Source organism: Gottfriedia sp. NPDC057948 (genome assembly GCF_042887255.1).
Classification (GTDB): domain Bacteria; phylum Bacillota; class Bacilli; order Bacillales; family Bacillaceae_G; genus Gottfriedia.
Genome location: NZ_JBHVPN010000010.1, coordinates 120868 through 135784 on the forward strand (window position 1 = coordinate 120868; position 14917 = coordinate 135784).

Here is a 14917-nt window from a genome sequence, read left to right on the forward strand (position 1 = left end):
GTTCATAAAAATGAAAACTTATAGTTTTTAATAGTAAAGATTTTTTAGTAGAAAAAAAACCTAAAATCAGACACTATAAAATTAGATCTAGTTAATGAAGTAAAGGCACAAAGCGGTATACACAATACAAATGAGGCGGCAGAGTATTTACTTCGAGACGCTCAATTTTTGTTAAGACAACAATAATTTTTTTAAAATGATAGAGTGATTGAATTGTTTAGTCTTAACAATTCAATCACTTAAAATCTCAAAATCTTTAATATGGTATATTTTCAAAATCCTCAATTCCCTTAATTGAGTAATTTTTACTTTAAATTGTATGTGAAAAATCGGAATAGAAAAAGCTAAACATAATTTTCTTTCATTTTGTTTTTTCAAAATCGTATACAATTACTAATCATTTTTTATTACTAAATTTTAATTTTTATATCTTTATAGTTTTTTTAGTTGTATCTCAATTCTTTTTGCCAAGTCAGATGATACCTTATTTAAATACTCCAGAACTTTCATTCTAATATCATCGGATATGGCTATTAGATCACCAGCTAAATTTTCAACTAGATGTTCTTTTTCTATAGGAGATAACATCATATAATAATCACGAGCTTGCACAAAATCATCATGCTTTGTTATGGAAGTTCTTTCTAATTGTCCTTCAATATATATTCCATCACCACTTGTAATTTGTTTAGCCGGAGTCCAGTCTTGCTGTTGATTGATTGGTATTTTACGAAATTCTGGTCCAATTCTTCTTCTTTGAGAATCATTATAAATATTAGTTCGACCCTGCAGTATCTTATCATTAGATAATTCTGCACCTTCAAGTAAATTTGAGGGGGAGAAGGCGACTTTTTCTACTTGTTCCATATAATTATCAGGATTTGTAGTTAATACCATTTTCCCTACTGGTATAAAAGGATATTCTTTCTCATCCCACACTTTTGTATCGTCTAAGGGATCATAAGAAAGATTTACTCCATCTGCTGGATCCATGAGCTGAACGTATAAGCCATATTCTACTGTTTTACCAGTCGCAATAACATCAAATAGATCTTTACCAGCATAATCAGGGTTTTCAGCGGCAAGTCTATTTGCTTCGTCGCGATTAATGTATTGTAAACCTTCAAATGGATACCAAAGGTATTTAACATACTTTCTAATACCTTGAGCATTTCTCCAAACATATGTACTAACACTATGTCCTAAAATGTGACGAAAACTTTTTACTGTACCTGCGTCAGAGTAAAGGCGTAAAACAAAATGAATAGATTCAGGTGCTCTTGCTACAAACCTCCAAAATCTATCAGGGTCAATTAAGTTATTTTTGGGTGAAGGTGAGAGTGCTTTAATAAATTCTGGGAAACGTATCGCATCACGAACAGAAAAGATGGGGATATGATTACATAAAAGGTCAAAAATACCTTCTTCTGTATAAAATTTTGTAGCGAAACCACGTACATTCCTGGAAGTATCAGGTGTTCCTTTCGTTCCGACAGCTAACGAAAAACGAACCACTACTGGTACCTTATTACCAGGATTTTGTAAAAAGTTCAATTTTGTGTATTCGGACATCGAATGTATTGTTTGAAAGTAACCAAATGCACCATATCCTTTAACATGAACAGGTCTTTCTAATATTTTTTCATGAATAAACTCTTGTAAGGTCTCATGAAGTACACTATCTTGTTCCAGTACAGGTCCACTAGATCCCACTGTTTGTGAATGAAGTTTAGCTGACTTTTCATTAGTCCATTTGGAGTGGACTCTATCTAACTTTTTTCTTTCATTATTGTCTTCTTCTGATAAAGCTCGCCTTTGTACTGAATCTTTTTCATTCATTATCCTGGCCTCCAAAATTCATTTTCCATCAATCATTACTAAATATGATTTATAAGCCATGAATATGTATCTTCTACTTTTATTTTCAACTTTTCATAACGTGTTTAGGTGGGCTATTATCTCTATTAATAACATCAAGTATTGCTACTTATTTAATTTGGAAAAAATAAGAAAGAAATAATTCTTTTCATTTCAAATATTTAATAAAACTCCTTAAGTAAAGAACCCTTTCGGTAGTTCAATAAGAAAAGGAAGGAATATATTATTCTGGTCTTTCTCTTTAACTCAAAAATCAATATTTAGAGCATGAATTAAAAAGAACGTATAATAAAAAGAATTAAAATTTCACATACCGTAATAGTTCTTTTGAAAAATGAAGCACTTAGTTTTTAATAGTAAAATAGTAACCCTTGTTTTAGTAGAAAACGCAACCTGAATACAGAACTTTATTCAACTAAGAAGATAGATCCATTTTTAAATGAGAACATTTTAGTACTTAGCATTTATTTTGTCAGACCTAAACTTTTATATTGAACTCTCTACTTTTACTAAATATCAAAGGAAATTAAATTGATTTTGTAGAAGTATTTCTAATATGAAAATTTTACCAAAGGACTGAGAGCTCTTGAATACATTATTGTTAACAGGATTTGAACCTTTTTTGAACTTTTCAATTAATCCTACAGAAGAAATCGTTAAAGAATTAAACGGGCAGGTCGTTGGTTCTTATGAAATAATCGGCAAAGTTTTACCTGTTGATTTTAGTTCAGCTGGTAGTGAGTTAATAAATTTATTCCATACCTATAATCCATCCGCAGTGATTTCATTAGGATTAGCAGGTGGTAGATTTAAAATAACACCTGAACGGATTGCAATAAATTGCAATGATGGTGCAGCGGATAATAAAGGAAATAAATATGCAGGGGCTAAAATTGATCCAGAAGGCCCGGATGGACTATTTACAACACTTCCAATTCAAAAGATTGTTAATGAATTAAACAATCATAAGTTTCCAGCCGAAATATCCGATTCTGCAGGTACTTATTTGTGTAATAACGTTATGTATCAAATGCTTAATGAATTAAAAAAATTAAACAAGAAAATTCCGAGTGGCTTTATTCATATTCCAGCTTCACATGAAATGGCCGTAATTGATCAAAAATTGCCAAGTTGGTCGTAAACTGATTTGACGAATGCTATAAAGCTTGCAATTGAAGTGATTAGTCTAAATGACTAGCACTAAATTAGATATTTTTCCATTAGGTTGCTCTGGCTTAGTATGTTATTTAGGTGATTCGATTTCAATGGAAACAAATAATCTAGTACATGCTTTCTCAGAATATCTTAAAATTCAATTAATGACTAAAATAATAGAAGTCGTACCATCTTATCATTCGATTACGATTTTTTATGATTCAATTAACTTTTCATACGCGGATATAAACCAAGAAATAAAATCTCATTTTAATCGTTATAATCGTTCAAAAATTAACAGAGAGCATACAATTTATGAAATTCCTATTTGTTTTAATGCCACTTTTGGGACAGAACTTCAAAAAGTAGCAGAGCATAATAAACTAAAAACTGAAGAGGTAGTTCGACTTTATTTAGAAAAAATATATCCTATTTATATGATTGGTTTTATGCCTGGGTTTCCGTATCTTGGCGGGTTAATTTCTAAACTATCAACTCCAAGACTAATCAAGCCAAAAACAGTTTTAAAGGGTTCGGTTGGAATTGCTGGAAATCAAACTGGGATTTATCCATTTGAATCTCCAGGTGGTTGGAATATTATTGGACGTACTCCAATTTCAATATTTTCAACGAAAAATAATGGCACAGAAAACTTTAAACCTGGAGATTTAGTGGAATTTTTTGAGATTAATATCGAAGAATTTAATCAGATTGAACAGCTAGTGAAAGTGGACAACTATTCAATTAAAAAGGAAGTGCGTTTTATTGATTCACATTGATTTAAACTGTGACTTAGGTGAAAGTTTTGGAAATTACAAAATAAATGATGAGCAAATTATGCCACATATTACTTCAGCCAATATCGCTTGTGGATTTCATGCAGGAGATCCGTTTGTAATTTATGAAACAGTAAAATTAGCAAAGCAGTATAATTTATCAATTGGAGCGCATCCAAGTTTTCCAGATTTACTTGGTTTTGGTAGAAGAGAAATGAATTTCAGTGAAGATGAGATTTATAAATTAGTTCTCTATCAGATTGGTGCACTTTATTCGGTATGCAAAGTAAACCGAGTTGAACTTCGTCATTTAAAACCTCATGGTGCACTTTATAATATGGCAGCTACAAATTTGAAATCTGCTTTAGCAATTACAAAAGCAATGAAAGACTTCGATGCTGAACTAACCTTATATGGACTAGCAAATAGCAAATTAATAGAAGCAGCGATCGAAATGAATATTCCTTTTTCTTCAGAAGTATTTGCAGATCGAGTATATGGTGATGATGGTTTATTGGTACCTCGTAATCAATTAAACTCGGTTCATCATAATACGAAAGATGCCATTAATCAGGCTCTTCAAATTGTAACAACCAAAACCGTATCGACAATTTCAGGTAAAGATATTCCAATTCAAGCTGATACAATTTGTATACATAGTGATTCAGAGATTTCGATTAAATTAGCGAGCGAATTACGTAAGGTATTTAGTGAAAATAATATACTTGTTAAGTCTATAGGAGTGTAATACTTTGAAAGAGTTTTTTGAAGTTTTACAAAAAGGTGTATCTATTTCAATTCAAGATATTGGTAGGAACAAATTTAGACATTTAGGTATACCTGTTTCTGGTGCTATGGACAAGTTAGCTTATCAAATTGGAAATCTATTAATAGGAAATAAATTAAAAGCAGCTAGTATAGAAATTGCGATTGGTGGTACTGTCCTAAAAGCATTAAATCAATTTTCAATCGTCATTACAGGTGGAAATTTGAATCCTACAATTAATGGTAAATTAGTTGGGATGAATAAAATAATCGACATAGCAAAAGGAGAGATTTTGACTTTTAACGGGGGAAATACTGGAGTTTATTCATATATTTCGGTACCCGGTGGAATTAAAAGTGAATCTCATTTCGAAAGTCAGTCATCGTATGAGCCTGCTTCTCTTGGATTAATTCCTAAAAAAGGTACAATAATTTATGGTTCAAGCTCTTCTTATAAACTAGTGAAAAATGGACTAAAACATGAATATATTCCAATCTATCCTAAGGATAATTTGGTTCATTTTATAAAAAGTAGTCATTTTGAGAAAATACCTCACCAGATAAAATCACAAATTTTATCAGCACCACTTACAATTGGTACGTTTAATAGAATGGGAATGTATTTAAGTTCAAAAAAATCTAATTTAGAACCGTTTGATTCAAATATTCTATCAGAAGGCACTACTTTTGGAACGATCCAAGTACTACCAACTGGCCAACCGATTATCTTACTAGCAGACTCTCAAACTACAGGCGGATATGCAACATTAGGTACAATAATTTATTCAGACCTTTGGAAACTTGTACAAATGCAACAAGGAAATATTATTCAATTAATACCAGTAGATCTAGATGAAGCGAGACTTTTAAATAAAAAGCTTCAATTATTTTTAAACTATTTACAAATTGAATGTAGAAATAAGGAGAGATAAATATGGAAAGTTTACTTGCAAAATTATTTGATGCGACGGAAAAAGGCGAAAATGAAATTGTAATGGAGTTAATAAGTGAACAGCCAAATTTGATTCACGAAGAAAATGAGCATGGGTTAACATTACTTGGAATCGCAGCACATTACGGTCAATATGAAGTTGTAAAAACTTTAGTGAAAAATGGTGCACAAGTCAATGCACTTTCTCACTCAAAGCTTTCATTCATACCACAAAACACTGCACTCCATGCAGCAATTGCAGGTGCTAAGTCGATAGAAGTGATTGATTATCTTTTAACTAACGGAGCAAATCCTAATATTAGTGACAGTGAAGGTCACACTCCATTACATATCGCAGCATTTGAAGGAAATACGACTATTGCTGAACATTTGTTAAAAAACGGTGCTGAAATTAAAACGAATAATTCTGGTAAAACTCCAATTGAAATTGCTGAAGAACGTGGTAATAAAGCATTTATCAATTTTATAAAAGAAGTAACTTTATGATTATCTGTAGTGTTGTGATGACTGTTATGTCACAGCACTTTTTGTTATGATAAAAGAAAGACTAGTAAAAGAGGAATAAGTATTGAGAATTAATGTTTATATTAGCGCATCAGGTTTTTGTTCTAGAAGAGCGGCAGAACGATTGGTTGTTTCAGGACACGTTAAAATTAACGGACTAACTGCTGAAAAAAACAGCATAGTAGAAGAAGACGATCTTGTACAAGTTAATGATGAAGTGATTTACTTAACGAGTGAAAAAGACTATATCATTCTAAATAAACCAGTAGGAATTACTTGTACAGGATTACAAACTGTAGAAGGAAATATAATTGATTTTGTCAATTATCCAAAGAGAATTTTTCCAATAGGCAGATTGGATAAAGATTCGGAAGGATTAATCATCCTTACAAACGATGGTCCTATTGCACATAAAATTTTACATAGTGAACACGGACATGAAAAAGAGTATATTGTCAAAGTCGATCAGCCAATTAATGAAGAATTTATTAATGGCATGTCAAATGGTGTACTTATAGGAACAGTTATAACTAAAAAATGTAAAGTTGAAAAAATAGATGAATCTACATTTCGTATTATTTTATCGCAAGGCTTAAATCGTCAAATTCGGAAAATGGCAAAAAGTTTTGGATTTAAAGTGATTAAATTAAAGAGAATTCGAATTATGAATATCCATTTGGAAAATCTAGAAATAGGTAAATGGAGAAAATTAACAGATAACGAATTAGTTAATTTAAAAGAACAATTGAAAGAGGAAGAATCAAATGAAAATTTTAATTGATGCAGATGGCTGTCCAGTAGTTTCAGAAACAATTAAAATTGCAGCAGAATTTAAGATAAACGTTCTTTTGTTATGTGATACTGCCCATATAATGCAAAGAGAGGGCGCCGAAACGATCGTTGTTTCACAAGGTGCGGATGCAGTTGATTTTGCTTTAGTCAATCGAGTTGTAAACGGAGATCTCGTTATTACTCAAGATTATGGTCTTGCTGCAATGGTTTTATCAAAGCAAGCTTATGTATTGAATCAAAACGGTTTTCAATATACAAATGAAAATATTGATTCACTTTTGCATACTCGATATGTTTCAAAGAAAATTCGAAATGCAGGTGGACGAGTGAAGGGACCAAAAAAACGTCAAAAGCTTGATAATACAAATTTCGAAAACGGATTAAGAAAATTACTTTCTTCAATTTCTTTATAGTAAAATAGAATTGTACAAATAAAATAAAAAAGGAGGCAAGCATGTTAACACTTGCAAGAGAAAATTTAAAAAAGTATTTTGGATATGAAAATTTTAGAGCCGGACAAGAACAAATTATTGAACGAGTTTTATCAGGAAAGCATACAGCTGGTATCATGCCTACAGGTGGTGGAAAGTCGATCTGTTATCAAATTCCAGCGACAATTCTCCAAGGAGTTACCCTCGTCATTTCTCCTTTAATCTCTTTAATGAAAGACCAGGTAGATGCATTGCATCAAGTAGGTATTCCTTCCACATTTATTAATAGTTCACTTTCTTATAATGAAGTAAATGAAAGAATGATGGATTTAAGTTATGGTGAATACAAAATTCTATATGTTGCACCTGAACGATTAGAATCAGAAAGCTTTATCAATGAATTAAAAAGATTGCCAATCTTACTTGTAGCGGTAGATGAAGCACACTGTATATCATCATGGGGACATGATTTTAGACCAAGTTACTTACGTATAAAAAACCTAATACAAGAATTGCCTACGAACCCAACAATACTGGCACTTACGGCGACGGCAACTCCACAAGTTAAATCTGATATTTGTAATCAATTAGGAATAATTGAGGAAACGACAATCATTACAGGCTTTGAAAGAGAGAACTTGTCATTTAAAGTCATTAGAGGACAAAATCGATTAGATTATATTTGTAACTACATAAAACAAAATAAAAATGAATCAGGTATTATTTACGCCGCAACTAGAAAAGAAGTAGATAATGTTACGAATAAATTAAAAAACCAAGGCATTTCTGTTGGTAAATATCATGCAGGCTTAAGCGATGCAGAACGTTCAAAACAACAGGATGCATTTTTACAAGATAATATTAATGTTATGGTCGCTACGAATGCATTTGGAATGGGAATTGACAAAAGTAATGTTAGATACGTAATCCATTACCAAATGCCTAAAAATATGGAAAGCTATTATCAAGAGGCTGGAAGAGCAGGGCGAGATGGATTAGAAAGTGAATGTATTTTACTTTTTACTGCACAAGATGTTCAAATACAAAGATTTTTAATTGAACAATCTACTTTTGAACATAATCGTCTAAAACAAGAAATTTCAAAACTACAATCAATGAAGGATTATAGTTATTGCGAAACATGTTTACAGGCATTCATTTTAAAATACTTTGGGGATGAAACTGACCACTCCTGTGGTAAATGTAGTAATTGTATTGATCAAAGAACTTCAATAGACATTACAATTGATGCTCAAATCGTTTTATCATGCATTATTCGAATGGGCGAACGATTTGGTAAAACGATGGTTGCATCAGTTCTAACAGGATCAATGAATAAAAAATTAATAGAATTAAATTTTCATACTTTAACGACATACGGTTTATTCAAAACCCGTACATTAAAAAGTGTCGGCGATTTAATTGATTATTTAACATCGGAACAATTTATTGGCGTTACTAGCGGTAAATTCCCATTGTTAACTGTAACAAATAGAGGAAGAGAAGTACTTTTAAATAAAATAAACGTAATGAAAAAAGAAGAAATCCAAGTTACTGAAATTACACACGTTGATAATAATTTATTCGATCAACTACGAAGTTTACGTAAAGAAATTGCTACTGAGCTTGGAGTACCACCTTTTGTCGTATTTGCAGATAGTACTTTACGAGATTTATGTAAATTGCTCCCTACAACTGATGAAGAATTCTTACATGCAAAAGGTATCGGATTGCAAAAACAACAAAAATTTGGTAAGCAATTTATAGAAGTAATCAAGAAGTATAAAGAAGAAAACAATATTGAAGTAGAGACAACAAAACCAAAACCGACAACTATTAATAAAGTACCTTCACACAAAATATCATACGAGTCTTATCAAAACGGACTAACTATTTCTGAAATTGCAAAAGAGAGAGGATTAAATACAACTACTGTTGAAAATCATATTCTGCAAAGTGCAATGGAAGATGATCAGTTTGATTGGGATGAAGTAGTACCTTTTGATATTGAAAAACAAATTAAAGAAGTAATTAATACAGTTGGAAGCGAAAAACTTCGCCCTATAAAAGATGAGTTACCTTCTGAAATTAGTTATTTCATGATTAAGGCAGTGATTATGAAATCTGCAACATAATATAAACTTTTTACACGAAAAGTATAAAGAGCTTCCTATAGAATGGGAAGCTCTTTATTATTCCTATTTCTTACTAGCTTTAACCTTAATTTGATTACTTTCTTTACTTTCATTATGAAGTCGATCGACAGCAGTTATTTCATACGTGTAGTCTTTATCGATATTTGCTGTTGTATCTATAAATGTTGTTTTACCATTTTCTGATTTGCGAACTGTAGTTAAAATGTTCCTTGGATTATCAATGCTATCTTTATGTAATCCATCAAAACGGTAGACAACATAATATGAAACATCTTGATCATTAGGATGGGTATTCAAAGTAAGTTGGACTCCATCTTTTGTACGAAGAGCGTTTTCGAATTTTGGTTTCTTTGGAGCTTTGTCATCTAACCATGGCATTGAAGGAATTAATGCTTTTGTTCTATATAATTCCTGGCTTAAACGATCCTTAATACCAAGTGGATTTCGATTTAAGTCCGAAATTGAAAAATGCATACTACCTTTGATTTCAGGAATTGTACGATTTAAGGCAATTTGTTTTGGTAATTCATTAGGTAAAGCCCAAGCTGCATTGTTATCGTTAATTTTGTAATCAGCTTGTCCAATATATAAATCAATATTCTTACCTTTTACTTCCTTGGTCCACCAATTTGCAAGTATATCATACGCAGCAGGTTCAAATCCTATATTCCAATAGATTTGCGGAGTAATATAATCTAGATATTCTTTATTAATCCATTCTCTTGTGTCTGCAAATAAATCATCATAATTTGTTTGACCAGCAGTAGTATTTGAACCAGTAGGGTCTTTTACGATATTTCGCCAAACTCCAAAAGGACTAATTCCAAATTTGACATAAGATTTTTCTTTTTTAATTGAATTATGAAGAATTTTTACGAACTGATTTACATTGTCTCGTCGCCAATCTTCAATATTAGCAAACTTTTGTTTACCATATTTTTCGTACGAGGATTGATCTGGAAATTCTTGACCTGCAATACGATATGGATAAAAATAATCATCCAAATGTACTGCATCGATATCATATTTTTTTACAACCTCCATAATTCCATCAATAATAAATTGACGTGCATCAGGATTACCTGGGTCAAAATATAATTGCTTGCCATAAGGGATTACCCATCCAGGATGTTTTCTTGCAGGATGGTTTTCTGCTAAAGAATTTAAATCCAATAAAGTAGCATCACCTGGTGCTGTTCGTGGCATTGTAATACGATACGGATTAAACCAAGCATGAAATTCAATATTACGTTTATGTGCTTCTTCAACCATAAATGCAAGTGGGTCATAGCCTGGATCCTTACCTTGTGTACCAGTTAAGTATTTAGACCACGGACCATAATCAGACGGATAAAAAGCATCGGCTGTCGGTTTAATTTGGACAACAACTGAGTTCATTCCCATCTTTTCCACATCATCTAATAGTTTAATAAACTCCGATTTTTGTTGCATTTCAGACAAGCCAGTAGCTGATGGCCAATCTATGTTTACTACTGAAGCAATCCAAGCTGCTCGTAGCTCATGCTTAGACGGTGTTGAGTTCTGTGAAGTAGTTTCAGCACGAACATTTTGAATTTGTTGAAATAATAGAGATGCACCTACTGTAGCAGCAATCGCATATTTTCCAAGTTTTCTTTTCTTCATAAGTATTCCACCTAACCTTCTATTAAATTAGTAGCGCTTACATAATATAAAACTACCAAAAATGGAAAGTATTGTCTATGTTTTTTGAAATAAAATTTCAAAAAAATCTAAAAAATAAAGAAATTATATTTCGGTATTTTATACTTTTGTGAAATCCTTCAAATATAAATCAATTTATCATCCACGTTCTATAGCTTGGATTGTCTTAAATTGATACAATATTAATTGTAAGTATAATTGCAGAAATTAAAGGTCATATAAGGAAAGAGCATACATAATTTATTCAAATTTCACGAGACAAGAGAGGATAAGAATTTGAAAATATGTCAATTAATTGCAAATAATATTAATAAATTAGATGCAATTTTACCTGAGAATCAGTCATTGGGAATTGCTGGATTATCTGGTTCTGGTAAAACAACTTTTTGTCAAACAATTGGTGAGGAGTCAAAGAAACGTCTAGTGTCTTTACTTCCAAAAGCTGAATATCAATATTTATTCCCAAACATAATGGAAACAAATTTTAGTGCGATTAAGATGGAAGAAATGCCATTAGTACTTTTCCTAGGCAAATCTTCCATTTCTACGAATCCACGTTCAACACTTGGAACACATACAGGTGTTTTTAAAGACATTCGTGTAAGTCTTGCAGAAAAGTTTAATCTTTCTCCAGAAGTTTTTTCGTTTAATAATGAATTAGGCTGGTGTCCAGATTGTAAAGGTCGCGGAATTACAAAAAATATCGAATGTAAAAAATGTAATGGAAACCGCTATAATCAAAAAGTTGAAGAATATACAATTGATTTATTTGGTCGTCCACATTCTATTTCAGATATTAATAACTTAAGTGTAGAAACAATCTTATCACTAGCAGAAGAATTACAAATTAGTGAGGCGAAACAGCATTTACTAAACAATATAATCAAAATGAATATTGGCTATTTATCCTTAAATCGAATAACAGGAACATTATCCGGTGGAGAAATAACTCGACTTTATTTAGCCGAATTTATGGCAACTAGTGAAAATACTGTTATTATCATCGATGAAATTTCAGTTGGTCTTGACCATGATACTTTAAATAGAATATTAGACGAGATAAAAGAATTAGGATTTAAAAATCAAATATGGTTAATTGACCATTCCGATACTGTGCTAGATGCAACAGATGATCAAGTATTTTTCGGACCTGGAAGTGGTAAATATGGCGGGAAAATTGTTGAAGAATCTCCACGACCTAAACCGATTTATTGGGGAAAAAACGAGACTTTGCCAAATGAGTTCTATGAGTTTAAAGATCTTCATTGTCGTAATATCCAAATTCAAGAAATACAGATCCCTAAAAATAGACTAGTAACATTTACTGGTGAATCTGGATGTGGTAAATCTACTCTAGTAAATGAATGTATGTCAAAAGACTTCTTAAAACGATACCCAAAAGATAAACTAGTGATGGTAGGTCAGGATCGAAACCAATCGATTACGAGTCGATCAACAGTTGCGACGTTCTTAGATATAAAAAGAAAGTTAACAAAATATAGTGAAGAAATAGATGATATTTTCCTGCGTTCAATCGAGGATATCATCGAAGAACTACCGAACGAAGACATTGCACATAAGCGATTAAGCTTATTAATCAAACTTGGTCTTGGCTATCTTACGCTAGAAAGAAAAACAAAAACACTATCAACTGGAGAATTTCAATGTGTACATTTAGTTTCTGAACTATTTTCTAATGCAAGAAACCCTCATACACTTTTCATTTTTGATGAACCTTCAAAAGGTTTATCACAAAATATATTAAATCAATTTATAGATAGTGTTCGAGAAATTCTAAAAGATGAATCAATTTCTATTATGATGATTGAACACAATGCTTACATGTTAGAAAGTTCGGATTATATTGTTGATTTTGGGAAAAGAAAGATTACTCCTGTTGAACAGCTTGAAGTTGTAAATCATGATGATTATTTTAATCACATAAAAAAAGATCATGAAAAGCCTCAAGCGCAAATTTCATCATCACTTAAAGTACAAAAGGGAGTTCAATATTTACAAGAAAATAATATAAATTATTTCAAAAATGCAGAAAACATTTATAAAGGTGGAATATTAAAAAGTCTATCATCGATGGCTAGACTCATTTATGGAGAATATGAATCTGATGCGATTCTTCCTGTTATCGCAATTGATTTAGAAAGACATTTATATAGTCAATATACATTTTTATATGAGATCGGCGGACTAATCAATCAAATCGTTGCTTTACATACGACTAATAAGGATACTAGAAGTTTTGACTTTTATAACCAAGAAAATCATTGTCCATCATGTTCTGGCCGTAGAGTAATTGAGAAGTTTGATATTGATGTAGTCATTCAAGATAAAACAGTACCTTTTTGGGAAGGTTTATTACATTCAGATGTAATGGAAGTTTTAAAATATTACCAATATCCTAAAATACAATTCCTATTTGATGAAATAAAAAATGAACTTGGTCAAGACATTAGTAAAAGTTTTAATGAGATGTCAGAAGCAGAAAAGCATACTTTTTTATATGGATACTATGAAAAAACTTTTTATGATAAAGCTGGAAAAACACAAAGATTATGGGAAGGCTTTAATACGATTATTGGACGATATATGTCAATTTCAAAATCGGCTATCAAAGAACAAATGAAGGCTTCTAAAGAGCAAATTATATGTCCTATTTGTGAAGGTACCGTATTAAATCACCACAAAAAATTAATTTTTGGCAAATTTGATATTCGTGAAATCATCAATCAGCCTGTAGATCAAGTCATTAAAACAGTTGGCCAGCTAACAGTCCTAGAAGAAATAAAATCAATTGTTGGCGGAGAAACACCATTAACAGTTGAAGTTTCTTTACTATCTCGAGAACAACAGGTTGCTTTAAAAATGCTAGAAATAAAACAAGCAAGCTTCGTTGGATATGAAATAGTACTGCAAAATGCTTTACCGTTTTGGGATTGTGTTAAGACGAATATTGAAGAAATAAGCAATAAAAACTTAGTAACAATAACTGATTTTAAAGATATATTTGAGACTAGAGAAGACATTATAGACAAATATTTTACAAATGGTAAATTCAAAAAACTAACATATGTTTATGAAGCATTTGGCTATAAAAAAATCGTTACACTAATTAATAAAGTAAAAGCGAGTAACCCTTGTCCGTTCTGTAAAGGAAAGAAAGTAATTTCTGAAGATAATTTACATGACGGAGTATATAAATTAACAATACCTTGTGTTAGCTGTTTAGCTAGTGGAATCAATGAAAGTGGACGTCAACAGCTTGTTGAGGGCATCGCGGTTCAAACATGGCTCACAGGTAAAGTAAGTGAAATAGTTCCTGAAAACCAACTAACTGAAGAAGTTAAAGATCTACCGATATTTAATCGCATAAGAGAACTAAATAAACGTGATATGATGTCAGTTTATCAATGTTTAATTCTAAATAATTAACAATCAAAAAAAACTCATTTTAAAAAATCGTTTTGAAATGAGTTTTTTATTTTGTGGCTTAAAATATATGTGTCAATATAACAGGTAAAATTGTTGAAAAATTTTCATAGAATAATGTTCACACTTTATACATGGTCATAAAAAAGAATACTTAGTATGATTAAACTATAGCAAAAAACGAATTTTCTAAAAAAATATTTTTAATATAACAATATTATATTTGAAAGTAGGAGATATGATGAATCATTTAAACTTAGGTAGGAACTTAAAAATATCAGCGGGTTTAACAGTATTTGTAATATTCTTGATGACATATCTTTTAAACTAAAATATTGTATTTTGACTAATAATTTGATCTGAAAACTCATTTGTTAAAAA

General features: G+C 31.1%; 11 protein-coding genes. 9 read left to right on the plus strand and 2 right to left on the minus strand.

All coding sequences use genetic code 11. The features are described from left to right. Positions 1-432: 432 nt before the first annotated feature. Positions 433-1839, minus strand: coding sequence for a catalase (locus ACFVRR_RS15770; RefSeq protein ID WP_387330335.1), 1407 nt, complete (start codon positions 1837-1839; stop codon positions 433-435). A gap of 625 nt (positions 1840-2464) precedes the next feature. On the opposite strand from ACFVRR_RS15770, the gene ACFVRR_RS15775 reads away from it, so the two are divergent. From ACFVRR_RS15775 to recQ, 8 genes are all read left to right on the plus strand, one after another. After that, entirely contained in the window at positions 2465-3019 is a 555-nt protein-coding gene (locus ACFVRR_RS15775; protein ID WP_387330338.1) for a pyroglutamyl-peptidase I, read from the plus strand. A 49-nt stretch (positions 3020-3068) separates the two neighbouring features. After that, positions 3069-3812 carry a 5-oxoprolinase subunit PxpB gene (pxpB, locus tag ACFVRR_RS15780; protein ID WP_387330340.1) on the plus strand — a complete coding sequence of 248 codons (744 nt, stop codon included), beginning with the start codon at positions 3069-3071 and terminating at the stop codon, positions 3810-3812. After that, the gene (locus tag ACFVRR_RS15785) at positions 3799-4557 is read left to right on the plus strand and encodes a 5-oxoprolinase subunit PxpA (RefSeq protein ID WP_387330343.1); all 759 of its coding nucleotides are present in this window, start codon (positions 3799-3801) and stop codon (positions 4555-4557) included. The genes pxpB and ACFVRR_RS15785 overlap by 14 nt, the downstream gene beginning before the upstream one ends. Positions 4558-4561: 4 nt before the next feature. Beyond that, positions 4562-5506 carry a 5-oxoprolinase subunit C family protein gene (locus ACFVRR_RS15790; RefSeq protein WP_387330346.1) on the plus strand — a complete coding sequence of 315 codons (945 nt, stop codon included), beginning with the start codon at positions 4562-4564 and terminating at the stop codon, positions 5504-5506. 2 nt (positions 5507-5508) lie between these two features. Further along, a complete protein-coding gene (locus ACFVRR_RS15795; RefSeq protein WP_387330349.1) occupies positions 5509-6012 on the plus strand; it encodes an ankyrin repeat domain-containing protein in 504 nt (167 codons plus the stop codon). 82 nt (positions 6013-6094) lie between these two features. Then, the gene (locus ACFVRR_RS15800; RefSeq protein ID WP_387330351.1) at positions 6095-6811 is read left to right on the plus strand and encodes a pseudouridine synthase; all 717 of its coding nucleotides are present in this window, start codon (positions 6095-6097) and stop codon (positions 6809-6811) included. Then, on the plus strand, positions 6795-7235 hold the full coding sequence (locus tag ACFVRR_RS15805) for a YaiI/YqxD family protein (RefSeq protein ID WP_097977482.1): 441 nt from the start codon (positions 6795-6797) through the stop codon (positions 7233-7235). The genes ACFVRR_RS15800 and ACFVRR_RS15805 overlap by 17 nt, the downstream gene beginning before the upstream one ends. A 41-nt stretch (positions 7236-7276) precedes the next feature. Continuing rightward, on the plus strand, positions 7277-9388 hold the full coding sequence (gene recQ, locus ACFVRR_RS15810; protein WP_387330353.1) for a DNA helicase RecQ: 2112 nt from the start codon (positions 7277-7279) through the stop codon (positions 9386-9388). 63 nt (positions 9389-9451) lie between these two features. Here recQ and ACFVRR_RS15815 read toward each other — a convergent pair whose 3' ends face one another. Beyond that, complete coding sequence (locus tag ACFVRR_RS15815; protein ID WP_387330355.1) at positions 9452-11053, minus strand: glycoside hydrolase family 10-like protein; 1602 nt, start codon at positions 11051-11053, stop codon at positions 9452-9454. A 315-nt stretch (positions 11054-11368) separates the two neighbouring features. Here ACFVRR_RS15815 and ACFVRR_RS15820 point away from each other — a divergent pair, with 315 nt between their 5' ends. Continuing rightward, complete coding sequence (locus tag ACFVRR_RS15820; protein ID WP_387330357.1) at positions 11369-14539, plus strand: ATP-binding cassette domain-containing protein; 3171 nt, start codon at positions 11369-11371, stop codon at positions 14537-14539. Positions 14540-14917 lie beyond the last annotated feature (378 nt).

Coding starts and splice junctions, on each gene's coding strand:
- ACFVRR_RS15815 (WP_387330355.1), bottom strand. CDS start 11,053: ATGAAGAAAAGAAAACTTGGAAAATATGCGATTGCTGCTACAGTAGGT.
- pxpB (WP_387330340.1), top strand. CDS start 3,069: ATGACTAGCACTAAATTAGATATTTTTCCATTAGGTTGCTCTGGCTTA.
- ACFVRR_RS15770 (WP_387330335.1), bottom strand. CDS start 1,839: ATGAATGAAAAAGATTCAGTACAAAGGCGAGCTTTATCAGAAGAAGAC.
- ACFVRR_RS15795 (WP_387330349.1), top strand. CDS start 5,509: ATGGAAAGTTTACTTGCAAAATTATTTGATGCGACGGAAAAAGGCGAA.
- ACFVRR_RS15805 (WP_097977482.1), top strand. CDS start 6,795: ATGAAAATTTTAATTGATGCAGATGGCTGTCCAGTAGTTTCAGAAACA.
- recQ (WP_387330353.1), top strand. CDS start 7,277: ATGTTAACACTTGCAAGAGAAAATTTAAAAAAGTATTTTGGATATGAA.